General features: G+C 59.8%; 21 protein-coding genes. 8 read left to right on the forward strand and 13 right to left on the reverse strand.

Going from position 1 to position 23,190, the window contains the following annotated elements:
• Window positions 1–5: 5 nt before the first annotated feature.
• The 4 genes from glgB to CRP02_RS08830 all read right to left on the reverse strand — a co-directional run bounded on the left by glgB (window position 6) and on the right by CRP02_RS08830 (window position 6,602).
• Window positions 6–2,213 carry a 1,4-alpha-glucan branching protein GlgB gene (gene glgB, locus CRP02_RS08810; protein WP_019566535.1) on the reverse strand — a complete coding sequence of 736 codons (2,208 nt, stop codon included), beginning with the start codon at window positions 2,211–2,213 and terminating at the stop codon, window positions 6–8.
• Window positions 2,213–4,675, reverse strand: coding sequence for a glycogen/starch/alpha-glucan phosphorylase (locus CRP02_RS08815; RefSeq protein ID WP_097170843.1), 2,463 nt, complete (start codon window positions 4,673–4,675; stop codon window positions 2,213–2,215). Before CRP02_RS08815 ends, glgB begins: the two co-directional genes overlap by 1 nt.
• 442 nt (window positions 4,676–5,117) lie before the next feature.
• Window positions 5,118–5,888 (reverse strand): class II glutamine amidotransferase, encoded by a 771-nt coding sequence (locus CRP02_RS08825; RefSeq protein ID WP_097099717.1) that lies wholly within the window; start codon window positions 5,886–5,888, stop codon window positions 5,118–5,120.
• Window positions 5,889–6,602, reverse strand: a complete 714-nt coding sequence (locus CRP02_RS08830) for an aspartate/glutamate racemase family protein (protein ID WP_013762076.1) — start codon at window positions 6,600–6,602, stop codon at window positions 5,889–5,891.
• Between the two features lie 168 nt (window positions 6,603–6,770).
• Between CRP02_RS08830 and CRP02_RS08835 the strand changes: the two genes are divergently transcribed.
• Window positions 6,771–7,232 carry an Lrp/AsnC family transcriptional regulator gene (locus tag CRP02_RS08835; protein WP_003498392.1) on the forward strand — a complete coding sequence of 154 codons (462 nt, stop codon included), beginning with the start codon at window positions 6,771–6,773 and terminating at the stop codon, window positions 7,230–7,232.
• Between the two features lie 20 nt (window positions 7,233–7,252).
• Here CRP02_RS08835 and CRP02_RS08840 read toward each other — a convergent pair whose 3' ends face one another.
• The 3 genes from CRP02_RS08840 to CRP02_RS08850 form a co-directional block, all read right to left on the reverse strand.
• Complete coding sequence (locus tag CRP02_RS08840) at window positions 7,253–8,236, reverse strand: aldose 1-epimerase (protein ID WP_097171305.1); 984 nt, start codon at window positions 8,234–8,236, stop codon at window positions 7,253–7,255.
• Window positions 8,237–8,408: 172 nt separating this feature from the next.
• Window positions 8,409–9,302, reverse strand: a complete 894-nt coding sequence (locus CRP02_RS08845; protein ID WP_097170844.1) for an NAD(P)-dependent oxidoreductase — start codon at window positions 9,300–9,302, stop codon at window positions 8,409–8,411.
• A 43-nt stretch (window positions 9,303–9,345) separates the two neighbouring features.
• Window positions 9,346–10,101, reverse strand: coding sequence for an SDR family oxidoreductase (locus tag CRP02_RS08850; protein WP_025595224.1), 756 nt, complete (start codon window positions 10,099–10,101; stop codon window positions 9,346–9,348).
• A gap of 220 nt (window positions 10,102–10,321) precedes the next feature.
• Here CRP02_RS08850 and CRP02_RS08855 point away from each other — a divergent pair, with 220 nt between their 5' ends.
• The 7 genes from CRP02_RS08855 (at window position 10,322) to cydX (ending at window position 18,671) form a co-directional block, all read left to right on the forward strand.
• Window positions 10,322–11,353: an L-idonate 5-dehydrogenase gene (locus CRP02_RS08855; RefSeq protein WP_004431840.1), complete on the forward strand. Its 1,032-nt coding sequence runs from the start codon at window positions 10,322–10,324 to the stop codon at window positions 11,351–11,353.
• Between the two features lie 291 nt (window positions 11,354–11,644).
• Window positions 11,645–12,220 (forward strand): GbsR/MarR family transcriptional regulator, encoded by a 576-nt coding sequence (locus tag CRP02_RS08860; RefSeq protein ID WP_097100414.1) that lies wholly within the window; start codon window positions 11,645–11,647, stop codon window positions 12,218–12,220.
• A gap of 17 nt (window positions 12,221–12,237) precedes the next feature.
• Window positions 12,238–14,022, forward strand: a complete 1,785-nt coding sequence (cydD, locus tag CRP02_RS08865) for a thiol reductant ABC exporter subunit CydD (protein WP_097170845.1) — start codon at window positions 12,238–12,240, stop codon at window positions 14,020–14,022.
• Window positions 14,019–15,710: a thiol reductant ABC exporter subunit CydC gene (gene cydC / locus CRP02_RS08870; protein WP_097170846.1), complete on the forward strand. Its 1,692-nt coding sequence runs from the start codon at window positions 14,019–14,021 to the stop codon at window positions 15,708–15,710. The genes cydD and cydC overlap by 4 nt, the downstream gene beginning before the upstream one ends.
• A 69-nt stretch (window positions 15,711–15,779) precedes the next feature.
• Complete coding sequence (locus CRP02_RS08875; protein ID WP_013762083.1) at window positions 15,780–17,357, forward strand: cytochrome ubiquinol oxidase subunit I; 1,578 nt, start codon at window positions 15,780–15,782, stop codon at window positions 17,355–17,357.
• A 6-nt stretch (window positions 17,358–17,363) separates the two neighbouring features.
• Window positions 17,364–18,521, forward strand: a complete 1,158-nt coding sequence (gene cydB, locus CRP02_RS08880; RefSeq protein ID WP_097170847.1) for a cytochrome d ubiquinol oxidase subunit II — start codon at window positions 17,364–17,366, stop codon at window positions 18,519–18,521.
• A 27-nt stretch (window positions 18,522–18,548) separates the two neighbouring features.
• Window positions 18,549–18,671, forward strand: coding sequence for a cytochrome bd-I oxidase subunit CydX (gene cydX, locus CRP02_RS08885; RefSeq protein WP_097099710.1), 123 nt, complete (start codon window positions 18,549–18,551; stop codon window positions 18,669–18,671).
• A gap of 86 nt (window positions 18,672–18,757) precedes the next feature.
• Here cydX and CRP02_RS08890 read toward each other — a convergent pair whose 3' ends face one another.
• The 6 genes from CRP02_RS08890 to nadA all read right to left on the reverse strand — a co-directional run bounded on the left by CRP02_RS08890 (window position 18,758) and on the right by nadA (window position 23,181).
• Window positions 18,758–18,946 (reverse strand): hypothetical protein, encoded by a 189-nt coding sequence (locus CRP02_RS08890; RefSeq protein WP_004431853.1) that lies wholly within the window; start codon window positions 18,944–18,946, stop codon window positions 18,758–18,760.
• 22 nt (window positions 18,947–18,968) lie between these two features.
• Window positions 18,969–19,388 (reverse strand): DUF3597 domain-containing protein, encoded by a 420-nt coding sequence (locus CRP02_RS08895; protein WP_004431862.1) that lies wholly within the window; start codon window positions 19,386–19,388, stop codon window positions 18,969–18,971.
• Window positions 19,389–19,400: 12 nt separating this feature from the next.
• Window positions 19,401–19,652: a GlsB/YeaQ/YmgE family stress response membrane protein gene (locus CRP02_RS08900; RefSeq protein WP_004431872.1), complete on the reverse strand. Its 252-nt coding sequence runs from the start codon at window positions 19,650–19,652 to the stop codon at window positions 19,401–19,403.
• Between the two features lie 136 nt (window positions 19,653–19,788).
• Window positions 19,789–20,646, reverse strand: a complete 858-nt coding sequence (nadC, locus tag CRP02_RS08905; RefSeq protein ID WP_097170848.1) for a carboxylating nicotinate-nucleotide diphosphorylase — start codon at window positions 20,644–20,646, stop codon at window positions 19,789–19,791.
• Window position 20,647: 1 nt separating this feature from the next.
• A complete protein-coding gene (locus tag CRP02_RS08910; protein ID WP_097170849.1) occupies window positions 20,648–22,213 on the reverse strand; it encodes an L-aspartate oxidase in 1,566 nt (521 codons plus the stop codon).
• Window positions 22,210–23,181, reverse strand: a complete 972-nt coding sequence (gene nadA / locus CRP02_RS08915) for a quinolinate synthase NadA (protein WP_013762087.1) — start codon at window positions 23,179–23,181, stop codon at window positions 22,210–22,212. The genes CRP02_RS08910 and nadA overlap by 4 nt, the downstream gene beginning before the upstream one ends.
• Window positions 23,182–23,190: the final 9 nt, after the last annotated feature.

Genomic DNA, 23,190 nt, shown 5'->3' on the forward strand with positions numbered 1-23,190 from the left:
GTCTGTCAGTTTTCCGGTTCGAGCATGATCGTTGCCAAGGGCGGCAGGACGAGCATCGCCCCGATTTCCCCACCGGCATTGACCGCCTGAACGCGTCCGCCATTTCCCTTGCCGCTGCCGCCATAAATTTCGGCATCGGTGTTGAGAATCTCCCGCCACCGCCCCGCAACAGGAAGCGGCACATAATAGTTTTCCCGGTAGACCGGGGTCAGATTGCAGATAACCGCAACCGGTTTTTCGCCGGGCGCCGAGCGCAGCCAGGCGAAGACCGAGTTTTCGTGATCATCGACCACCAGCCACTGGAAACCTTCGGGTTCGCAGTCACGGGCGTGCAGAGCGGCTTTCGAACGGTAGGTGAGGTTGAGATCGCGCACGAGGCGGCGCATGCCCTCATGCATCGGATATTGGCGAAGGTTCCAGTCGAGCGATCCCTTTTCGCTCCATTCGCTCCACTGGGCGAACTCCTGCCCCATGAACAGCAGCTTCTTGCCGGGATAACCCCACATGAAGCCGTAATAGGACCGGAGATTGGCGAATTTCTGCCAGTCGTCGCCGGACATCTTGGCGATCAACGATCCCTTGCCGTGCACTACTTCGTCATGGGAAAGTGGCAGCACGAAATTTTCGGTGAAGGCATAGAGCAGCCCGAAGGTCAGTTCCTGATGGTGGAACTTGCGGTGCACCGGCTCACGCGAGAAATAGCTCAGCGTGTCGTGCATGAAACCCATGTTCCATTTGAAGCCGAAACCAAGGCCGCCCTCGTGAACCGGCTGCGACACTTTCGGCCAGGAGGTGGATTCTTCAGCAATGGTCATGACGCCCGGATGGGTGCCATAGACGAGCGAGTTCATCTTCTGCAGGAAGCGGACGGATTCCAGGTTCTCGCGCCCGCCATATTCGTTGGGGATCCACTCGCCTTCCTTGCGGGAATAATCGAGATAGAGCATCGAGGCGACTGCATCGACGCGCAGTCCATCGAGATGGAATTTTTCGGCCCAGTAAAGCGCGTTGTTGACGAGGTAGGACAATACCTCGATGCGGCCGAAATTGTAGATGGCCGTGTTCCAGTCGGGGTGAAAACCCTGACGCGGGTCGGCATGTTCGTAAAGCGCTGTCCCGTCAAACAGGCCCAGGCCGTGCTCATCGGTTGGAAAATGCGCGGGAACCCAGTCGAGGATAACGCCGATGCCGACCTTGTGGGCGCCGTTGACGAAGCGGGCGAAACCTTCCGGATCGCCGAAACGGGCGGTCGGGGCGTAAAGCCCGGTCGTCTGGTAACCCCAGGACGGATCGTAGGGATGTTCGGTGATCGGCAGAAACTCGATATGGGTGAAGCCCATATCCGTGCAATAGGGAATGAGCTGGGTGGCCATTTCATCCCAGCTTAGGAAGGTGCCGTCCTCGCGACGCCGCCAGGAACCGGCGTGCACCTCGTAAATGCTGATCGGCTGCCGGCGCTGGTCCACTTGCGCCCAATGTTCGCGGTGGGCCTGGTCTTCCCATTTCTGCGCCAGTTCCGGTGCGGTGACGGAGGCGTTCTTCGGCCGCAGTTCACCACGCCGCGCATAGGGGTCGGCCTTCAGCGGCAGAAGCTCGCCGTTTGCGCCGAGAATCTCGAATTTATAGGCGCAGCCGGCATAGACGTCCGGTGCGAAAATTTCCCAGATGCCGGTATCCTTGCGGAAGCGCATCACATGCCGTCGACCATCCCAATTGTTGAAATCGCCGACGACGGAGACGCGCCGCGCATTGGGAGCCCAGACGGCGAAGTGGAAACCTTCGACGCCTTCAAGCTTGAGCGGATGAGCGCCCATTTTGTCGAACAGCCGCAGATGCGATCCCTCGCGGACGAAATAATCGTCCATCGGTCCAAGAACCGGGCCAAAGCTGTAGGGGTCAGTCACCGCCCATTCCGCATCGTCACGACAGGCGCGATAACGCACCGGCTGACGCGAGGTGAGATCGACCGGGCCTTCGAAAAAACCTTCCGGATCGAGCTGCTTCAGTTCGCCGACGAAAGATCCGTCCAGTGTGAGGACAGATACTTCTTCAGCCCCCGGAATGAAACACCGTGCAGAAAAACCTCCCGGCGTTTCGTGAACGCCGAGAAGTGCAAAGGGGTTGGAATGCAAACCGCTCTTGATCGCCTCGATTTCAGCCTTCGTGATTTCGCCAGTCTTTTTCTCTTCGGCCGAATTGAGCGGTTTTTTCATCAGGCTCTCCAGATATCGGCGGCGTATTGCCGGATCGTCCTGTCGGACGAGAACCAGCCCATACGCGCCGTGTTACGGACTGTTTTCGTATACCAGCTTTCCGGATCGCTCCAGATCGCATCCACCTTGCGCTGCGCTTCGGCGTAGGCGTCGAAGTCGGCCGCGACCATGAACCAGTCGCTGTTGTAAATGCCGTCGATCAGCCCCGCAAAACGGGAGCGGTCGTCAGGCGAGAACACGCCGGAGGCGATGGATGACAGCGCCTGCGACAGTTCCACCGACTGTTCAATAATCGCGCGGGGGTTGTGGCCCTCGGCACGCGCTTTCGACACCTCTTCCGCCGTCATGCCGAAGATGACAATGTTGTCCTCGCCGACATGTTCGAGCATTTCGACGTTCGCACCATCCAGCGTGCCGATGGTGAGCGCGCCGTTCAGCGCGAACTTCATGTTGCCGGTGCCCGAGGCTTCCATGCCCGCCGTCGAGATCTGTTCGGAAAGGTCTGCGGCCGGAACCATGATTTCCGCAAGCGAGACGTTGTAGTTCGGAATAAACACCACTTTCAGAAGCCCGCGCACGGCCGGGTCATTGTTGATGACCCGGGCAATATCGTTGGCAAGTTTTATGATCAGCTTCGCGTTGTGATAACTCGGCGCTGCCTTGCCTGCGAAGAACTTAACGCGCGGTACCCAATCCAGTTCCGGGTGAGAACGGATCTGGTCGTAAAGCGCCACCGTTTCGATAAGGTTCAGAAGCTGGCGCTTATATTCGTGGATGCGCTTGATCTGGATGTCGAACATGGCCGAGGGATCGACGCGGATGCCCATGCGTTGCGCCACCGTATTGGCAAGCCGCACCTTGTTCAGACGCTTCACCTCGGCAAATTTTTCGCGGAAACCGGCATCGTCGGCGAAGCGGTCGAGCGCTGTCAGCTTTTCCGCATCGTCGAGGAAATCGTCGCCGATCGCTTCCCGGATCAATCCGGTCAGGCCGGGGTTGCACTGCATCAGCCAGCGGCGCGGGGTGATGCCGTTGGTCTTGTTGTTGATGCGCTCGGGATAAAGGCTGTGCAGGTCTGCAAAGACCGTTTCCTTCATTAGCTCGGTATGAAGTGCCGAGACACCGTTGATGGAATGCGAGCCGATGAAGGCGAGATTGCCCATTCGCACGCGGCGCTCACCGTTTTCGTCGATCAGCGAGATGGACCGGATCTGCTGATCCGGCATCTTCTTTTCCTTGCGTGCGTAGACCAGCGTATTGGCATTGATCGCATAGACGATCTGCATGTGCCTCGGCAAAAGCCGCTCGAGCAGCGGGACGGGCCAGCTTTCCAGCGCTTCGGGCAAAAGCGTGTGGTTGGTGTAGGAGAAGGTGCCCTGCGTTATCTTCCAGGCTTCGTCGAATTCAAGGCCGTGGACATCGCAGAGCAGGCGCATCATTTCGCAGATGGAAATGGCCGGATGCGTGTCGTTGAGCTGGATCGAAACCTTGTCGGGCAGCGAGGTAAAGTCGGGATATTGCTGCAGGTGACGGCGCAGAATGTCCTGCAGGGAGGCGGAGGAGAAGAAGAACTCCTGCCGCAGACGCAGTTCCTGGCCGGCCGGGGTCGCATCGGCGGGGTAGAGAACGCGCGTCAGGCTTTCGGCCTTGTTGCTTTCCCGCAGCGCGCCAATGTGGTCGCCGGCATTGAAGGCGGCAAGCAGAATGGGGTCGATAGGCTGCGCCGACCACAGGCGCAAGGTGTTGACGCGGGTGCCGCGCCAGCCGACGACAGGCGTGTCGTAAGCCATGGCAATGACGCGTTCGGCCGGTTTCCAGACGAAGCGCTGCGGCTCCTCATATCCACCGATGGTTTCCACCGATCCGCCAAAGCCGATTTCATAGGAGCTTTCGCGGCGTTCGAATTCCCAGGGATTGCCGTGCGCCAGCCAGGTCTCCGGCAATTCCACCTGCCATCCGTCCGCCATCTGCTGGCGGAAAAGGCCGTGCACATAACGGATGCCGTAGCCATAGGCGGGAATATCGACGGTTGCCATCGATTCCATGAAACAGGCAGCGAGACGGCCAAGACCGCCATTGCCAAGTGCCGCATCCGGTTCCAGCCCGGCAATGACATCGAGATCGACGCCGAGCGAAGAAAGCGCGTCCCTGATTTCGTGCATCAGTCCGATATTGGAGATCGCATCGCGCATCAGGCGGCCGATCAGAAACTCGAGCGACAGGTAATAAACGCGCTTTGAATTGTTGGCATAGGCCTTGCGGGTGGAGGCCATCCACTTGTCGATGATGCGGTCACGGACGACGAGAATGGTCGCGGTCAGCCAGTCATGCGGCTTGGCAACTTTTACGTCCTTGCCGATACGGTAGGTGAGGCGCTCGATGATTTCCGCTGCCATGATTTCCGGGTTGGAACTGCGCGGGGCGGGACGGGGAAGATCGGCGGCGTTTAGATTATTGATCATTGGTCGGTCAGCACCTTGGTGGGAGGAGAGGGTCTGATGAGGTCGATCCGGTTTGCCTTTACTGATGCCAGTTTATGCATCGATGTGGAGGCGTGGCAACAGCATTTTTTGTGGAAATTTGAACAGCTTAGGGTAATGAAAAATAACACTTTTTCTTCAGCGTCCCGAGGATCGCCAAAGGCATTGCCTGCCCATTGTCCGTCATTCATGAACGGGTTTGCATGGTCGTTGCGATGCAGGGCATCGTTCAAGAAAGGGAGAGGGGCTGCAACACTTCTGAAATGGTTCACCGGTCCTGAAATCTGTTTCGGTCTATCGGATCACACACTAGCCTTCGCGGTGGAGATAATTCAATGAAAATAAACACGACGCTGCCGCAGCCGCGCCCACCGGTGGCGGTCAAACTGTAAAAAATGGCCTCGGTCGTCATGAAATGCGACGTTTACGGAAGGCAAAAAGGTTCAGTGGTCATACCGCCGGCGCGGATCGTCACCCGGGTATTTGGCGGCACCGCACACCACGGGGTGCAATCGAAGGAAAAGGGTTCCGAGCTTAGCGCGATGCCCTCTTCAAGCCCGCGCCAATAAAGCGTTGGCGGCTTGTCGTCGCTTGACCAGCGGAAGGCGTGCAGGCAATCGCCATCCATCAGCACGGCGCTGAACCGCAGCGCGGAAGAAACGCCCGCCGCGATCATCTTTTCCAGGCAGAGGCGCAGCGCGGTGGAAATGGCCCGAACCGGGTCCGCATCAAGGCCGTGGCCGGCGGCAATCAGGAAGATGGCTTCGCTGTCGCCGGTGCCGCGCCGGGCGGAATAAATATCATCGGGTATGAGGGAATCAATGTCGCGCCTGATCTGCTCGTAGCCACCGATCTGGCCGTTATGCATGAACAGATATTGACCATGCGCAAAGGGGTGGCAATTGGCGCGGGATACTTCGCCTGATGTGGCGGAGCGGACGTGGGCCATGAACATACCCGAGCGAAGCTGGTGGCAAAGGGCGGCCAGATTGGCGTCGGACCAGGCGGGTCTGGTGTCGCGAAAAACGCCGGGCGTTCCGCGCTCGCCATACCAGCCAAGACCGCAACCGTCGCCATTGACGACGGTTTTAGCTTCTCTTGCGGCCATGGACTGGCTGACCAGCGATGCTTCCGGCTCGATCAGAAGACTGTCGAGCCAGACCGGTTTACCGGAATAGGCAAAAAGGCGGCACATTCATGCAGCTCTGTTCAGGGCCTTGTTTCCGAGCGCGAAGCCGACAGCGGCCTGGGCGTGAATGGCGGTCGAATCGTAACCCGGCAAAGGCAGGGCATCGGGATCGATCAGCAGGGAAATTTCGGTGCAGCCGAGAATGACGGAATCGACGCCGAGCGCACGGGCTTTCTCGATGACCGACATGTAGCGCTCGCGCGAGCACGACTTGATCTCGCCCTGGCACAATTCGCCAAAGATGATGTCGTGGATGGCGGCCCTGTCTTCCTCATCCGGCACGACCACATCGACGCCGTGGCGGCGCATGCGGTCGGTGTAGAAGCCATGTTCCATCGTGTAGCGCGTGGCGAGCAGAAGCGGCTTGCGGCGTCCATCCGCCTTCAATGCGGTGGCAGTTTCATCAATGATGTCGATGAGAGTGACGCCCGACATTTTTTCAACGGTTTCCGCAACGAGGTGCATGGTGTTGGTGCAGATCAGCACACAATCGGCACCCGCATTGGCAAGACGCGCACCCGCAGCGCCCAAAAGCGCGCCGGCCTCATCCCAGCGGTCGGCCTTCTGAAGGGCGACAACCTCGGAAAAATCGAGCGAATGCATGACGATATCGGCCGATACGAGCCCACCGCGGCTGTCACGAACGGCCTCGTTGATCATGCGATAATAGGTTGCGGTGGATTCCCAGCTCATGCCGCCGATCAGACCGATCCGTTTCATAGGAGTTCCCTTATAAAAGTTTGATTGATGACAAGAATGCCATTGCCGCGATGAAAACGGCATGCGTTTTTTCAGGGATTTAGAGGGCAGATTGCAAATTTTGGGCGTACCTGATGCTCAGGGCGCAAATTTCTTGCGCCACTACCTTAACCGGTGCATTCTGAAACGATGATTGACGACCGTGACCGCCGAATCCTTGCGATTCTCCAGGAGAATGCAGAAACACCTCTCGCCGATATTGCGGATGAGGTGTCGTTATCGCTTTCCGCCTGTTCTCGCCGTATCACGCGTCTGCGTGCGGAAGGATATGTGACCGGCACGATGGCGCTGCTCGACCGGCGGAAAATCAATCTGCCGACCACGGTTTTCCTGCTCGTGAGAACCGGCCTGCATGCGGAGGATTGGCTGGACCGGTTCCATGCCGCCGTCAGCACCATACCGGAGATCGTCGAGGTGCACCGGCTGACCGGCAATTTCGATTATATTCTGAAACTCGTGCTGCCGAATGTCGAATATTACGACACCATCTACAAACAGATCCTCCGGCGGGTCGAGCTTTACGACATGTCCGCCTATATCTCCATGGAGACGGTCAAGCTGTCGTCTTCACTCCCGACGACGCATATCTGATCGCAATATTTGGTCGTTTTTCAGCGCCCGGCTTCAAAACGGAAACCAAAGTGGAAACTTCGGGTCTCGCCCGGCTGAAGGGTGATGTCCGCTTCAAGTTGCGGCTGGTTGAACGCGTTTGTCGGTGTTTCCACAGGTTCAAGCGCGATGGATTTTCGCCTGTCGCGGGCAAGCGTATCGCCGGTAAAGACATGCATGTGGCCACGCTCCTGCCAAACGGTCAGGCTCGAATCATCGTTCCGGTTTTCGATCCGAGTCTCGTAAAGCCCGTTTGCGGATGGGATCAGATCGGTAAAGCAGACATCCAGCACATGGCCTGCGAGCGGCGCGGCAGAAAGAAACGCTGCATCGTCCCGTTTGAGAATGCCCGTCTCACTGTCGGTGAATGGTATCAAATTCTCGTCCGTTTCGATCGCTGTTCGCGATGGTAGCGTGAGAAGGAGATCGTCGATGGAGGATATGCCGGGCAGACGGAAATAGGGATGCCAGCCGGCCGCGAAGGGCAAAGGCCGGTCGTCGCCATTGATGCCGCGTATATCGATTGTAACCGCATGGCCTGCAAACCGGTATTCCACCTCGATGGCGAGATGGTAGGGATAGCCCTTGAATTCGGCCGGCAATATCTCGGCGCGGAAGACGATAATGTGGGCGTCGTTTTCCTTGAAAGACCGGTCGAGGGCAAAGGGCAGGGCACGGGCAAATCCGTGGAAGACGAGGTCCTCGTGGGCAAGCATCGGTCCGATACGATGCATCTCACCGCCGAAATTGAATTGGCCCTGAGGAATGCGATTGGTGAAGGGGGCGAGAATGCCATTTCTCACGCCGTTCTGCGACTGCAATTCCTCGAGCGACGAATATCCGTCGACAAGGTTTTCTTCGTTGCCGTCGGAAAGCCTCGGCCGCCAGCTCAGAAGGGTCGCGCCCTCATAAGCGATCTCGGCGCTGAAGCCGTTTCCGGAAACGGTCAGGCTCGCAATCCCCGTGCCTGTTGCGGAAGTGGTCATCGGGAAATTGTCCTTCATGCATGCGTCTGCGGCCGTCGGGCCGATTGCGCCGCCGATTCGCCCGATCATCTTCGCTGCGGAGACATTTCGCAATGGCCATGACGGTGGCACACCTTAATGACCTCGCGTCAGCTCGGCCACTAAGGTGTTATTGCCCTGGCCATGGCGCGAATCATTCCGTGAAGGTGCGTTTCGCGCCGGTGAAAAATTCCATTAGTGCGGCCTGATCCTCGCCGCCCAGTCCTGCCGCTGTCAGCATGCGGTGCACTTCCGCGCAAACCGCCGTCAGCGGCATGGCCGTGTTGGTGCGTCGGGCCAGATCCTGCGCGCCGTTCAGGTCCTTGACCATATTGTCGATGCGGCCAGTGCGGCGGTAATCCTTCGCCACGTAACGTGGCATATATTCCTGAAGGATTGCGCTGTCAGCGCGGCCGCCTTTCAGCGCCTGCGGAATTTTGGCGGCATCGACGCCGGCATCCAGCGCAAGCTGCGTTGCTTCCGCTACGGCAAGGAAGTTCAGCCCGCAAAGAACCTGATTGATGAGCTTCGTCGTCTGGCCGGCGCCGCTTGGACCCATATGGGTGTAGTTGCTGGCCACGTGCCGCAGCACGCGATGGGCCTCGGCTACATCCTTTTCGGTGCCGCCGGCCATCAGGGTCAGTTGCCCGACGAGTGCCTTCGGCGCGCCGCCGGAAAGCGGGCTGTCCACCCAGCGCAGCCCTTTTTCAGCCGCATCCGCCGCCAGTTCTTTTGTCGCTTCCGGATCGATGGAGGACATGTCGATGATCAGCGTGCCGGGCCTGGCCCCCGCCGCCACGCCATCTTTGCCGAAAACGGCGGCGCGGACGATTTTTGGCGAATTGAGGCTGAGGATCACGACATCGGAGACCGAAGCCGCTTGCGCCGCCGTCTCGGAGCTGTGTGCGCCAAGGCTGGTCAAAGCCGCCACCTTTTCCGCGTCCAGATCGAAAACCGTCAGGTGATTGCCGGTCTCGATCAGCCGCGTACCGATCGCGCCGCCCATCGCGCCAGCGCCGATGAGGGCGATCTTGTTCTTCTCGGTCATGGTGCTCACGGTCTCCTCCCAAAGCGTCGTGGTTACGGCTTCTTCAAAGCGAGGCGGTAATGCCGCCGTCGACGTAAAGAATATGTCCGTTCACGAAAGACGAGGCATCGGACGACAGGAAAATGCAGGCGCCGACAAGCTCTTCGACCTTGCCCCAGCGGCCGGCGGGTGTGCGTTTTTCAAGCCATGCCGAAAATGTCTCGTCGGCCACCAGAGCCGCGTTGAGCGGCGTGTCGAAATAGCCCGGCGCAATGGCGTTGCACTGCAGGCCGTATTTGGCCCAGTCCGTCGCCATGCCCTTCGTCAGATTGCCGACGGCACCCTTGGTGGCGGTGTACGGCGCGATACCGGGGCGGGCAAGAGCGGTCTGGACGCTGGCGATGTTGATGATCTTGCCACGTCCACGGCTGATCATATGACGCGCGACGGCTTGCCCTGCGTGGAACACCGAGGCGATGTTGGTCTGTAACAGTCGCTCGAAGGCGTCCGCCGGAAAATCCTCCAGCGGTGTGCGGTGCTGCATGCCGGCATTGTTGACCAGAATATCGATGGGGCCGACTTCCGCCTCGAAACCGTCGATGGCCTTGCGCACCGCGTCATGATCGGTGGCATCGAACGCGAGCGTCTTGGCACCCTTGATGCCTGCGGCAGCTGCTTTCAGCTTCGCTTCGTCGCGGCCGTTCAGCACCACTTCGGCGCCCGCCTCCACCAGGCCCTGCGCCAGTGCAAAGCCAATGCCCTGCGACGAACCGGTGATCAGGGCGCGGCGGCCGGAAAGATCGAACAAATTAAGGCCCACTGTTTCCTCCAGTCTCTCGACATTGCTTTCATGCCGGTTTATGTTATCGATAACATTCATCCCTTTCAGACGTGGATGTCAAGGCTTAAACACCTGTTTCCGGTACGGAACATGCGTGCGGGGAGGCTGCAAGGCGGCGGAGCCGCGGCCGGCGGCAATGATTGGGATAGGGATTATTTTGTTGCGCCGTTTAAGGCGCGATATCGAACGGGAGATATTTATGAGAGCGATTGTCGCCCACGGGGCAAAGGATGTGCGCATCGAGGAGCGGCCGGAGGAGGCGCCCGGGGCAGGAGAAGTGCGTCTTCGTCTGGCTCGGGGCGGAATTTGCGGCAGCGATCTTCACTATTACAATCACGGCGGTTTCGGCGCGGTACGGCTTCGCGAACCAATGGTGCTGGGACATGAGGTCTCCGCCATTGTTGAGGAGCTGGGTGAGGGCGTCGAGGGGCTGAAGGTTGGCGGTCTGGTCGCGGTTTCGCCGTCCCGTCCGTGCAGGACCTGCCGCTTTTGCCAGGAAGGCCTGCACAATCAGTGCCTCAACATGCGCTTTTATGGCAGCGCCATGCCGTTTCCGCATATTCAGGGCGCTTTCCGCGAGGTTCTCATCGCGGATGCCCTGCAATGCGTTCCGGCCGACGGCTTGAGTGCCGGTGAGGCGGCTATGGCGGAACCGCTGGCGGTAACGCTGCATGCCACCCGCCGCGCCGGCGATTTGCTCGGAAAACGCGTGCTCGTCACCGGCTGCGGCCCCATCGGCATTCTCTCCATCCTGTCTGCCCGCCGTGCCGGTGCCGCTGAAATCGTCGCGACCGATCTTTCGGACTTCACGCTTGCCAAGGCGCGGGAAGCGGGCGCGGACCGCGTCATAAACAGCAAGGATGAGCCTGATGCACTGGCGGCTTATGGCGCGAACAAGGGAACCTTCGACGTTCTCTATGAATGCTCGGGTGCCGCCGTTGCACTGGCGGGCGGGATTACGGCGTTGCGTCCGCGCGGCATCATCGTCCAGCTCGGCCTTGGTGGCGATATGAGCCTGCCGATGATGGCGATTACCGCCAAGGAACTCGATCTGCGCGGCTCTTTCCGGTTCCACGAGGAATTCGCGACGGGCGTCGAACTGATGCGCAAGGGCCTGATCGACGTCAAGCCGTTCATCACCCAGACGGTGGACCTCGATGACGCCATCTCGGCCTTCGAATTCGCCTCCGACCGCAGCCGTGCCATGAAGGTGCAGATCGCTTTTTCGTAAGCGCCTGTTGCGCACGCCGGTTTGTCGACGTCTTGATCGGCGGTGGATTAATCCGCCGCCGATTTTTCATGCGCGCGCTTCCATCTACAACACGACGTCTTTGATGTTATCGATATCATTTCGTGCGTCGCGGGCTGTGAAAGTGTGCCAGAGGGCGCAGCCCTGATCCTCGGCAGACGCTGCCTCTTCTGATTTGCACATTTTGACGCAGGTCAAAAAGGTGATTTGCCGATTGCCATTTTTTGCTTTATCGAAATTTCAGAAATTACTGAAAATACAGGAAGCAAAGAAATGCCCACCAATCTTTCTCCGCTCGTTCAGTCCTTCGTGCTGCATTTCGGCGAGATGGGCAGCCGCTGGGGCATCAACCGCACGGTCGGCCAGGTCTATGCCTTGCTTTACATCTCGCCGAAGCCGCTCTGCGCGGACGACATTGTGGAAGCGCTCGGCATTTCCCGTTCCAATGTGTCGATGAGCCTGAAGGAGCTTCAGGCGTGGAACCTTGCAATTCTCAAGCATTTCCCCGGCGACCGGCGCGATTTTTTCACGACGCCGGAGGATGTGTGGCAAATTCTGCGCACCCTTGCCGAGGAGCGCAAGAAGCGCGAGATCGACCCGACACTCAGCGTGCTTCGTGAAATCCTGATGGAGAAACCGGAAAACGAAGAGGAGCGGCATGCGCAGAAGCGCATCGATGAGATGAAAACGCTGATCGAGCAGCTCACCGGCTGGTATGACGATGTGAAGAAGCTGGAGACGGAGCGGTTGGCTTCGCTTCTGGCACTCGGCTCGAAGGTCACGAAGCTTCTGGAGGCCAAGGACAAGATCGTCTCTCTTGCCAGACCCCGTGCCAAGAAGGACAGGTGAGGAGATCGTCCGTGAGCATGTCAGCAGAAATCCGGCAATCCGCCAATGGCGATGATGCAGACTGTCCAGTTCCAGCGACGGTCTCTCCCGATAAGGCACGGCGGCGCTTCTTCGGTAAATCCGCCAATGATAAGGGCGCCGGCACGGCGGAAATGGCGAAGGCACCCGCGGTAGGAAGATCGGTCGCCCTGCTGCACGTCCTGCCGGCTCTGCTCTGGTTGCCCCAGGCGGGTTTGCTTGCATTTTCGGTCGGAAAAATTGCCGACGATGCGCCGATGACGGCAATCCTTCCGGCGGCTGTTTCTGTTCTCATTCTCGGTCTCATCAAGGCATGGCTGGAAAAAGTTGCCGCGAGACTGTCGTTTCGCGCCGCGCGTGCCGCACTTTCGGGGCGGCGGCTGCAAGCGCTGCATGCCGCCGCGAAGGTGTCGCCGCTCGATCTGGCGCGCACGGCCTCCGGCGAGGCGGCAAGCGTTATCGCCGAGGCAGCCGAAGCGCTGGTACCTTATCTTTCCAGGTTCCAGCCGGCGCGGATGAAAGCTACCATTGTCCCCTTGGTTTTCGTGCTGGCAATCCTGCCATTTACCTGGATTGCGGCGCTTGTTCTGCTGCTTTCAATGCCCACTATTCCGCTTTTCATGGCGTTGATCGGCTGGCAGGCGAAGGCTGCCAGTGAAAAGCAGCTGGCCGAGACCGGTAACATGAATGCTTTCCTGCTCGATCGCCTGCGTGGCCTGGAAACGATCCGCGCACTGGAAGCCGTTGATCTGACCGCTGGACGCCTGCGCACGGACGCGGAGCACCTCAAGAAGCGGACGATGGCTGTCCTGCGGATCGCCTTTCTGTCCTCGGCGGTGCTGGAGCTTTTCGCTGCCCTCGGCGTTGCCATGACCGCCGTTTATATCGGTTTCCATCTGCTCGGTTTTCTCGATTTCGGCGCGTGGGGCGAGAAGCTGACACTTGCCGAGGGGCTGTTCATCCTGCTTCTGGCGCCTGCCTTTTTCGAACCGCTGCGGGAGTTGTCCGCCGTCTGGCACGACCGCGCAGCCGGCGAGGCGGCGCTGGGCGCGCTCGACACATTGACGCGGGCTGGCAAAGCCATCGTGGGTGAGGGCAAGGAGGTCGCAATGGCCCCTTTTCCGACGCCCGGTCTGGTGGAGTTGGTCAATATCTCCTTCGCCTATCCGAATGCTCCGCCTGTCATTCGGAATCTAAACCTGACGGTCCAGTCAGGCGAGACAGTTGCGATTCTTGGGCCTTCCGGTTGTGGTAAATCCACTGTACTCTCCTTGATTGCCGGTTTGGCCGAGGCTGACAGCGGTACAATAGGGATCGGGGGCGTAACGCTTGGTGATGCGACTGCCGATGGACTACGCAAGACAATCGGCTGGGTCAGCCAGAAACCGTTCTTTTTTGCCGGTTCCCTGAAGGCGAATATTCGCTTTGGCCGTGCCGATGTCAGCGAAGGCATGGTCGAGGAGACGCTGCGCTGCACTGGGCTGTATACATTGTCGAAAGCACGCCGGCATCTGCCCATAGGAGACGGCGGCTACGGTATTTCGGGCGGGGAGGCGGTACGCCTCGCCATTGCGCGTGCTTTCGCCGATCCTGCGACGCAGCTTGTTCTGGTCGATGAGCCGACAGCGCATCTCGACCGGGAGACGGCTGCGCTCGTTACCGAAAACCTGCTGCAACTCGCAAAGGGCAGGACATTGATCGTCGCAACCCATGATCCTGTGCTCGCCGCGCGTATGGACAGGGTCGTGGATATGACGACGATCCATTCGAGGGGGCAGTCATGATCACGCGTTTTGCCATATTGAAACCTGTCATTTCGCTGTTCTGGTCGGCGCGTCGCGGCATGCTGCTCGTTGGCGCGGTTCTGGCAGCAACCACGGTGCTGGCGGGTATAGGCCTTCTCGGCGTTTCCGGCTGGTTCATTACTGCGACCGCGATTGCCGGTCTGGTCCCGGCGACGGCCTATGCTTTCGACGTCTTTGCGCCGTCGGCGGCCATCCGTCTGCTGGCGTTGTCACGCACCGCTGCCCGTTATGGCGAACGCATGACCACCCATGAGGCGACGCTGTCCGTGCTTGCAGCGCTTCGCGAAAAGCTGTTTCGTGGCTTTGCCGCACCGCAGGCGGCGAAACATCTGGAGGCGAGGCCCGCCCGCCTGCTGAACCGGCTGACTGCGGATATCGACGCGCTGGATTCGCTTTATCTGCGCGTGCTGGTACCCGCCGCCGTCGCAATCCTCGCCGCAATCGCAACAGGCATCGGGCTTGCCTTCCTCAATCCGCTTGCGGGCGTTCTGGCGGCCCCCTTCCTCATTGCGGCGGGTCTTGGCATTTCAGTGCGCTCGGCATTGACGGCGGAAAAATTTGCGCGTCGCCGGGCAATCGGGCTTGAAGCGCTTCGTGCCCGCACGGCGGACTTGGTCAACGGGCAGGTGGAATTGCTCACGACTGCCCGCCTTTCCGCGCAGGTTGCGGCGATTGAACGGGCCGACAATTATCTGCTCGCCTGCGACGACCGCTTGAACCGGATCGAAACCAATGCCGGCTTTTCCTTCGGCATCTCAGCGGCGGTTCTTTTGAGTGCGGCTCTCCTCGGCATGGCCTGGCTTGCGGAGCAGGGCGTTGTGACCGCGCCGACTGCCGCCCTCGGCCTGCTCGTCTGTTTCGCCGCGCTGGAGCCCTTCACGGCGCTGCGCCGTGGTGCAATGGAACTAGGGCGCACGCTTTTTTCGGCAAGACGCATTGCGCCGCGTCTTTCCGCCGAGGCAGCCGCCAACTGTCCGCGCCTGCCTCCCAGGGGCATGGCGGCTGAGCTTGATGGTGTGCGGCTGGAGCGGGATGGGAACGAAAATCCTGTCCTGACGAATATCAACCTTGCAATCGCCGCCGGAGAGACGATTGCGATTATCGGGCCGAGCGGTGCAGGCAAGACCAGCCTCATCCAGCTTCTGGCTGGTGAAGTGCAACCGGCGGCGGGCAGGGTCAGCGTGTTGCCTTGCTCGCTCATGACGCAGAGAAGTCAGCTTTTCCGAGACAGCATCGCTGATAATCTGAGGCTGGCAAAACCTGCCGCGACGGAGCGTGAACTGTGGGATGCCCTGCAATCGGCAGGCCTTGGCGAGCATGTCAAAACCTTGGCCGCCGGGCTGGATACGAGACTTGGCGAGGCGGGGCAGGGTCTCTCCGGCGGTCAGTCAAGACGGCTCGCTCTTGCCCGTTTCCTTCTACGCGACAAACCACTCTGGCTTCTCGACGAAGTGACGGAAGGGCTGGACGGCGAAACCGCCCGTGACGTGCTCGGCCGGCTGTTTGCCAGGGCGGAAGGCAAGACTGTCGTGATGATAACCCATAACCGCCGTGAGGCGGAATTTGCCGATCGCATCATCGTGCTGAGAGAGGGGCGTCAACTTGATCAATGTCAAAGCGGCACCCCGGAATACGACGTAATGCTGCAAACATTGCGTCCGGACTGAGTGATTTTTTCAGGGCCGGCGCCGTTTCGTAACAGAAGGCCGGCCTTTCCTGAAAGGTGGGGTAAAAACATGGAACTCGACATCGTGGCGCTATCGCGCCTGCAATTCGCTGTTACCGCTTTATATCACTTTCTATTCGTTCCCCTGACGATCGGACTGTCCGTGGTGATCGCCATCATGGAAACGGTCTATGTCATGACCGGCCGCACCATTTGGCGGCAGATGACGAAATTCTGGGGTACGTTGTTCGGCATCAACTTCGTGCTTGGTGTTTCCACCGGCATCGTCATGGAATTCCAGTTCGGCATGAACTGGAGTTATTACAGCCACTATGTCGGCGATATCTTCGGTGCGCCGCTGGCGATCGAAGGGATGATGGCTTTCTTTCTGGAGGCCACCTTTGTCGGTCTGTTCTTTTTCGGCTGGGACAAGCTGTCTAAGCTCGGCCATCTCATCGCAACATGGTGCGTGGCGATCGGCTCGAACTTCTCGGCGTTGTGGATATTGATCGCCAATGGCTGGATGCAGAACCCGACGGGATCGGCCTTCAACCCCCAGACCATGCGCATGGAGGTGACGGATTTCTTCGCGGTGCTGATGAACCCGGTCGCCCAGGCGAAGTTCGTGCACACGGTTTCTGCGGGTTATGTCACTGCCTCCATCTTCGTGCTCGGCGTTTCCGCCTGGTACGTTCTGAAAGGCCGCCATGTCGATCTCGCCAAGCGGTCGATGACGGTTGCCGCTTCTTTCGGCCTGGCTGCTGCACTGTCGGTCGTCGTGCTGGGAGATGAAAGCGGTTATCTTTCGACCGAACACCAGAAGATGAAGCTCGCCTCGATCGAAGCCATGTGGGAAACGGAACCGGCACCCGCCCCCTTCACCGCCATCGGTTTTCCTGATCAGGAAGCCCGCGAGACGCATTTCGCCGTGAAAATTCCGTGGGTGATGGGCCTTATCGGCACGCGCTCGCTGGACACTGAAATCCCCGGCATCAACGATCTGGTGGAACTCGCAAAGACCCGCATCCGCGATGGCATCAAGGCCTATGATGCGCTGATGCAGATACGTGCCACCGGCAAGGGCGCGGAACTGCCCGAAGAGGTGCGTGGCACCTTTGCGGAACTCGGCCACGAGCTTGGTTACGCGCTGTTGCTGAAACGTTATGTCGACGATCCGCGTCAGGCGACGGAGGAGCAGATTGCCAAGGCCGCCGCCGATACCATCCCGCATGTGCCGACGCTGTTCTGGGCGTTCCGCATCATGGTCGGTCTCGGCATGTTCTTCATCCTGTTGACGGCGACCTTCTTTTATCTCTCGGCACGGCGCCGGCTGGATCACTATCCGTTCTTGCTGAAGGTGGCCGTCTTCGCCATTCCGCTGCCGTGGATTGCTGCGGAAATGGGCTGGGTGGTCGCGGAATTCGGCCGCCAGCCATGGATCATCGAGGGCGTGCTGCCGACGGCTGCTGCCGTTTCCAGCCTCAGCGCCTCAACGGTTCTGATTACGCTTCTCTGCTTCATCGCCATCTATACGGTGCTGTTCATCGTCGAAATGGGGCTGATGCTGAAGGCGATCCGCAAGGGGCCGGATCCGGATCACGAGCCGGAAGCGCCGCTCGTTCCTGAAAAACTCGTCGCTGCGGAGTAAACGATCATGATATTGCATCAACTCATCGACTACGAAGTCCTCCGCGTCATCTGGTGGCTGCTGCTTGGCGTGGTGCTGATCGGTTTTGCCGTGACCGGCGGTTTCGATCTTGGCACGGGCGCGCTGCTGCCTTTCGTCGCGAAAACGGATCTCGAGCGGCGTGTCGTCATCAATTCCATTGGCCCGGTATGGGAAGGCAATCAGGTCTGGCTCATCCTTGGCGGCGGCGCCATCTTCGCCGCGTGGCCGCCGCTTTATGCGGTGTCGTTTTCTGGTTTTTACCTGGCGATGTTCGCCACCCTGTTTGCGCTGATCCTGCGGCCGGTGGGGTTCAAATACCGCTCCAAGCGCGAGAGCACGACATGGCGCAGTACCTGGGATTGGGCACTGTTTGTCGGTGGCTTTGTTCCCGCCCTGATCTTCGGTGTGGCGATCGGCAATGTGCTGCAGGGTGTACCCTTCCGCTTCAACGATGACCTCAGGATTTTTTACGACGGCACGACGTTGTTCGAGCTTCTCAACCCTTACGCAATCCTTTGCGGCCTTGTTTCCGTTTGCATGCTGGTGATGCATGGTGCGGCCTGGCTGGTGCTGAAGACCGAAGGGCCGGTTGCTGCGCGTGCCCGTAGTTTCGGCAGCATTGCAGCACTTGCCACCACAGTTCTCTTTGCGCTTGGTGGCGTATTGTTGTGGCTCGGTATCGACGGGTATCGCTTCACCTCGGAAGTCGTGACCGACGGTCCGTCCAATCCGTTGTCAAAGACGGTCGAGGTCGCAAGCGGCGTCTGGTTTGCGAATTACGCGGACCATCCGTGGATGATGCTGGCACCAGCGCTCGGTCTTGCCTTCCCGCTCGTCGCCTTCCTGTTGTTAAGGGGCGGGCGTGAGGTGCTGGCGCTGCTTTCCAGTTCGCTTGCCATATTCGGCATCATCTCGACGGTCGGTCTGACGATGTTTCCCTTCATCCTGCCCTCTTCGATCGATCCGAAATCGAGCCTGACGGTCTGGGACGCATCGTCGAGCCATATGACGCTGTTCATCATGCTGGTCGTCGCCCTCATCTTCATCCCCATCATCGTCGCTTACACCTCATGGGTCTATCGCGTGCTGTGGGGCAAGGTGGATGAAAAGGCGATCCGCGAAGACAGCGGCCACGCTTATTAATATCGAACAAACACAAGGAGATCGAACATGTGGTATTTCGCCTGGCTGCTCGGCCTGCCTCTCGCCGCCATTTTCGCCGTCATGAACGCCATGTGGTATGAGCTGATGGAAGAAAACGCCAGAAAGGCCGAGGCCAAGCCGGATAAATAACGCTTCGGGCACGGGGCAAAAAAGGGCGGCGTCCGATCTGGATGCCGCCCCTCTTGTAGAAATCGCCGCAGTTGACACGCGCGGTTTCAGTGGATCGCGATGCCGCGCTTGTCCGCTTCTTCCTTGATGATGTCTTCGACCAGCGCTCTCTTGAGATTTGGGTTTCCCAGAAGATAGTCGTCGGCAATCTCGAAAATCGATTTCGGATTCTCGGTCCTGTGCAGGGTGTCGAGGTCCTGGCCGATCTGCTCTCGCAAGTTTGAATAGTCGTCCATCGCGGTTCTCCCGGTCACTGGTTCAATGCAGAAGTTCTGCCGGAACCTTGCCGCCGTTTTCAGACAGCTTCTTGATGACAGCCTTGTGCAGCCAGATGTTCATTGTGGCTGAGTCCGAGGTATCACCGGTATAGCCGAGTTCGCTTGCCAGTTCCTTGCGAGCGGTTAGGCTGCTGTCCAGATCGAGCGCTTTCAGAAGATCGACGATCGAATGTTTCCAGTCGAGTTTCTGCCCGTTCTGCTTGACCGCCGCATCCAGAATGGAGGCGACATCGACGCTGCCGGTGGATGCCGGAGCAGCGGCTGTCGGTGCGGGTGCTGCTGGCTGAGCCGGAGCGGCCGGGCTTGCGCCTGTCGTGGGCGCGCCAGCCGGAGCCGAAGTCTGCGGTGCAGCCTCGGCCTTGCCAAAAATCGCGTTCTTGATCTTGTCGAAAAAGCTCATTGTGTCCTCCCTCTATCGGCGAAATGCGCGCCCGATGGCAATGAGAATGCATGCGCCGATGAAACCGGCGATGAGGTATCCAATCCAGCCTCCGAGCGAAATGCCCACAAGCCCAAGCAGGAAATTGGCGACGATGGCGCCAACGATGCCGAGAATTATGTTCATGAAAAGACCCATGTTGCTTTTCATGAACTGTTCGGCAAGCCAACCGGCTACGCCGCCGATGATGATTGCTGCAATCCAGCCGATTTGTGCGTCTTCCATAACAGGCCTTTCCTTTGTGAGAGAGGTCCGCAGGCATATGGACAGGCTTTTGCGCGCACTGATCCCCCCGCCTCTTTGACCCCAGGCAGGGGATTAACGGCCAATCGAGGATTTTGTTCCGGTCTCATTGCTTTCGTCAGCTTTGGCTTTGAAAGTCCAGCCCGATATCCAGAACCGGCGCGCTGTGGGTCAGCCAGCCGACGGAGATGAGATCGATGCCGGTTGCTGCAATGGCTGCTGCGGTTTGAGGGGTGATGCGTCCGGAGGCCTCGGTGATGGCGCGTCCGGCGACGATCTGCACCGCCTCGCGCAGCTGTTCGGGCGTCATGTTGTCGAGGAGAACCGCATCGACCCCTTCCTCCATCGCCTCGCGTAATTGCGAGAGCGTATCGACCTCCACCTCGATCTTGACCAGATGTCCGACACCCGCCTTGGCGCTGCGGATAGCGTCACGCACGCCGCCGGCCACGGCGATGTGGTTGTCCTTGATGAGAACAGCATCATAAAGGGCAAAACGGTGGTTCATGCCGCCGCCGGCGCGCACGGCATATTTTTCCAGCGCCCTGAGGCCGGGTGTCGTTTTGCGGGTGCAGGCAACCGAGGCTTTGGTGCCGGAGATGGCTACAGCGATTGTGGCGGTGACGGAAGCGATGCCTGAGAGATGGCCGAGAAAATTAAGGGCGGTGCGCTCCGCCGTCAAAAGACCGCGCGAGGGACCCTCGATTGTCGCGATGATATCGCCGGGAGCGACCGCCGCGCCATCCTGCACCTGCCGCCTCATCACGATTGTCGGGTCCACCAACTGGAAAGCCAGTTCTGCGGCATCAAGACCTGCGATGACACCCGGTTCACGCGCCGCCATGACGACGACTGAGCGATGAGCGGCGGGGATGACGGCGGCGGACGTGATGTCGCCCGCCAGACCCAGGTCTTCCAGAAGGGCGTTGCGGACAAGCGGCTCCACGATAATGCGTGGCAGAGGGGTGAGGGTCATGTCAGGCGCTCCGCGCAATGCTGGAAGAAAAAAGATTGGACGATGAGAGGTCATGGGCAATGGCGATGACATCGGACAGGCAAAGCCTGCGCCTTGTGGCGGTCGCGTCCTTTTCCGGGAAATCGTTACGGAAATGGGCCCCGCGCGATTCTCTTCGCAAGGCTGCGAAGACGGCGATTGCGAGCCCGACGATAGCGGGATCGGATGCCGGGCCGTTCTGTTCGGCCAGTGGGAGAAGTTCGCTGATCGCGCTGATCAACCCCGCTTCATGTCTGGCGATGCCGAGATGGCGGGAGACGATGGGCCGGACGATAGACGGGTCTGCTGCCGAAAGAACAGGCGTTGCGAATGGCGTGACAGCTGTCACCCGTTTTGATGCCGGTCGGGCGGCAATATCTTTTGCCGCACGCATGCCCATGGCAGCCGCCTCCAGCAGGGAGTTGCTGGCCAGCCGATTGGCCCCGTGAAGACCGGTGCAGGCGGTTTCGCCCGCAACCCATAGGCCCGGCACGGAACTACGGCCATTACCATCCGTGGCGACGCCGCCCATGTGGTAATGCACGGCGGGACGGACGGGCACGAGTTCGCGGGCGGGGTCTATACCAGCCTCGCGGCATAGCAGGTCGATTGACGGGAAACGCGCCGAAAAACCGCTGCCGATCGCCTGGCGGGCATCGAGAAAGACTTTGCCGCCGCGTAGGATTTCCCGGTCGATGGCGCGGGCGACAATATCGCGGGAGGCGAGTTCTGCACCCGGAACGGTCGCCATGAAACGTTCGCCGTTTTCATTGAGAAGAACGGCACCTTCGCCCCGCACCGCCTCGCTGACCAGAGCCAGCGGCCGCCGGGTGGAGGAAAGCGCCGTCGGGTGGAACTGGACGAATTCCATATCAGTGAGGATGGCGCCGGCGCGCGCGGCGAGCATGATCCCCTGTCCGAAATTGCCGGAGGGATTGGTGGTGGCCTCGTACAGCCCGCCGAGGCCACCGGTTGCAAGAATGACGTTTGTGGCCGGCAGAACAAAGCTGCCCTTTTGCCCGGCGCATATGAGACCGGTTATGGCCTCGCCCGCTGTCAGCAGCCGGCGCACTTCCGCGCCTTCCAGAACTGCGATGGACGGCGTGTCGAGAACGGCGGCTGCAAGAGCCCTCACAATGGCCGCACCCGAGCCGTCACCTTCGGCATGCAGGATGCGCCGGCGGCCATGGGCGGCTTCCAGCCCGAAAACGAGCCTGCCTTGTGCATCGCGATCGAAGCGAACTCCGGCTCGTTCCAGGGCATCGATGACGGCGGGGGCGGTGGAGACGATATCTGCCGCCATATCCACGTCACAGAGGCCGTCGCCTGCGGCGAGCGTATCGGCAAGATGCAGTGCAGTGCTGTCGTCAGCGCCAAGGCTTGCGGCAATGCCGCCCTGCGCCCAGGCGCTGGACGTTTCGCCACCGAGCGCGCCGCGGGTCAGAAGCAGGACCGGTTGCGGTGCGAGCGTCAATGCTGCCATCAGGCCGGCAATACCGCTACCGACGATGACCGTCCTGCCCGCATATTGCGACAGAGCGTCACTCATACCGCCAGCATCCTTTCCACCGCGCGGCGGGCGGCGACCGCAACAGCCGGATCGATTGTCACCTCGTGGCGGTTTTCCTCAAGCGCTGTGCGGATATTGCCGAGCGTGATGCGTTTCATGTGCGGGCAGAGGTTGCAGGGGCGGATGAATTCGACATCGGGATGATGCACGGCAACATTGTCGCTCATCGAGCATTCCGTCAAAAGCACCACGCGGGCCGGTCTTTCCCGGCCGACGTAATCCGACATGACAGCGGTTGAGCCGGAAAAATCTGCTGCCTCGACGACATCGGGCGGACATTCCGGATGCGCGAGAACGGTGATGCCGGGATGGCTTTCGCGCAATTCCCTGATGTCGTCGGCGGTGAAAAGCTCATGCACCTCGCAATGGCCGCGCCATGCGATGAGTTCGACATTGGTCTCCCGTGCCACATTCTTCGCCAGATATTCGTCCGGCAGCATCAGCACGCGCGGCACGCCGAGCGATTCCACCACCTGGCGGGCATTGCCGGAGGTGCAGCATATGTCGGAAGCCGCCTTCACCGCCGCCGAGGTATTCACGTAGGTGACGACCGGAACGCCGGGATAGGCCTTGCGCAGAAGTGCGATGTCTTCGGGCGTGATGGAATCGGCGAGCGAGCAGCCGGCGGCCATATCCGGAATGAGCACGGTTTTTCCCGGATTGAGCAGCTTTGCCGTCTCGGCCATGAAATGCACGCCGGCGAGAACGATCACATCCGCCTCAACTTCCATTGCCTTGCGCGCAAGGGCGAGGCTGTCGCCAACGATATCGGCAACGCCGTGGAAGATTTCCGGCGTCTGGTAATTATGGGCGAGGATGACGGCGTTGCGCCTGCGCTTCAGATCGAGGATCGCCTCCACATCATCCTGAAAACCCATCCATTCCGCCTTGGGAATGACGCGGCTGACGCGGTCGTAAAGGCTTGCGGCAGATATCTGTTCGTTCACGGCACTCTC

It is taken from the genome of Rhizobium sp. AN5 (assembly GCF_900215255.1).
Classification (GTDB): Bacteria; Pseudomonadota; Alphaproteobacteria; order Rhizobiales; family Rhizobiaceae; genus Agrobacterium; species Agrobacterium tumefaciens.

Coding starts and splice junctions, on each gene's coding strand:
- CRP02_RS08910 (WP_097170849.1), bottom strand. CDS start 22,213: ATGAGTGACGCTCTGTCGCAATATGCGGGCAGGACGGTCATCGTCGGT.
- CRP02_RS08900 (WP_004431872.1), bottom strand. CDS start 19,652: ATGGAAGACGCACAAATCGGCTGGATTGCAGCAATCATCATCGGCGGC.
- CRP02_RS08875 (WP_013762083.1), top strand. CDS start 15,780: ATGGAACTCGACATCGTGGCGCTATCGCGCCTGCAATTCGCTGTTACC.
- cydX (WP_097099710.1), top strand. CDS start 18,549: ATGTGGTATTTCGCCTGGCTGCTCGGCCTGCCTCTCGCCGCCATTTTC.
- CRP02_RS08845 (WP_097170844.1), bottom strand. CDS start 9,302: ATGACCGAGAAGAACAAGATCGCCCTCATCGGCGCTGGCGCGATGGGC.
- CRP02_RS08840 (WP_097171305.1), bottom strand. CDS start 8,236: ATGACCACTTCCGCAACAGGCACGGGGATTGCGAGCCTGACCGTTTCC.
- cydD (WP_097170845.1), top strand. CDS start 12,238: ATGTCAGCAGAAATCCGGCAATCCGCCAATGGCGATGATGCAGACTGT.
- CRP02_RS08815 (WP_097170843.1), bottom strand. CDS start 4,675: ATGATCAATAATCTAAACGCCGCCGATCTTCCCCGTCCCGCCCCGCGC.
- CRP02_RS08895 (WP_004431862.1), bottom strand. CDS start 19,388: ATGAGCTTTTTCGACAAGATCAAGAACGCGATTTTTGGCAAGGCCGAG.
- nadC (WP_097170848.1), bottom strand. CDS start 20,646: ATGACCCTCACCCCTCTGCCACGCATTATCGTGGAGCCGCTTGTCCGC.
- cydB (WP_097170847.1), top strand. CDS start 17,364: ATGATATTGCATCAACTCATCGACTACGAAGTCCTCCGCGTCATCTGG.
- CRP02_RS08825 (WP_097099717.1), bottom strand. CDS start 5,888: ATGTGCCGCCTTTTTGCCTATTCCGGTAAACCGGTCTGGCTCGACAGT.
- glgB (WP_019566535.1), bottom strand. CDS start 2,213: ATGAAAAAACCGCTCAATTCGGCCGAAGAGAAAAAGACTGGCGAAATC.
- CRP02_RS08890 (WP_004431853.1), bottom strand. CDS start 18,946: ATGGACGACTATTCAAACTTGCGAGAGCAGATCGGCCAGGACCTCGAC.
- CRP02_RS08860 (WP_097100414.1), top strand. CDS start 11,645: ATGCCCACCAATCTTTCTCCGCTCGTTCAGTCCTTCGTGCTGCATTTC.
- CRP02_RS08835 (WP_003498392.1), top strand. CDS start 6,771: ATGATTGACGACCGTGACCGCCGAATCCTTGCGATTCTCCAGGAGAAT.
- CRP02_RS08855 (WP_004431840.1), top strand. CDS start 10,322: ATGAGAGCGATTGTCGCCCACGGGGCAAAGGATGTGCGCATCGAGGAG.
- CRP02_RS08830 (WP_013762076.1), bottom strand. CDS start 6,602: ATGAAACGGATCGGTCTGATCGGCGGCATGAGCTGGGAATCCACCGCA.
- cydC (WP_097170846.1), top strand. CDS start 14,019: ATGATCACGCGTTTTGCCATATTGAAACCTGTCATTTCGCTGTTCTGG.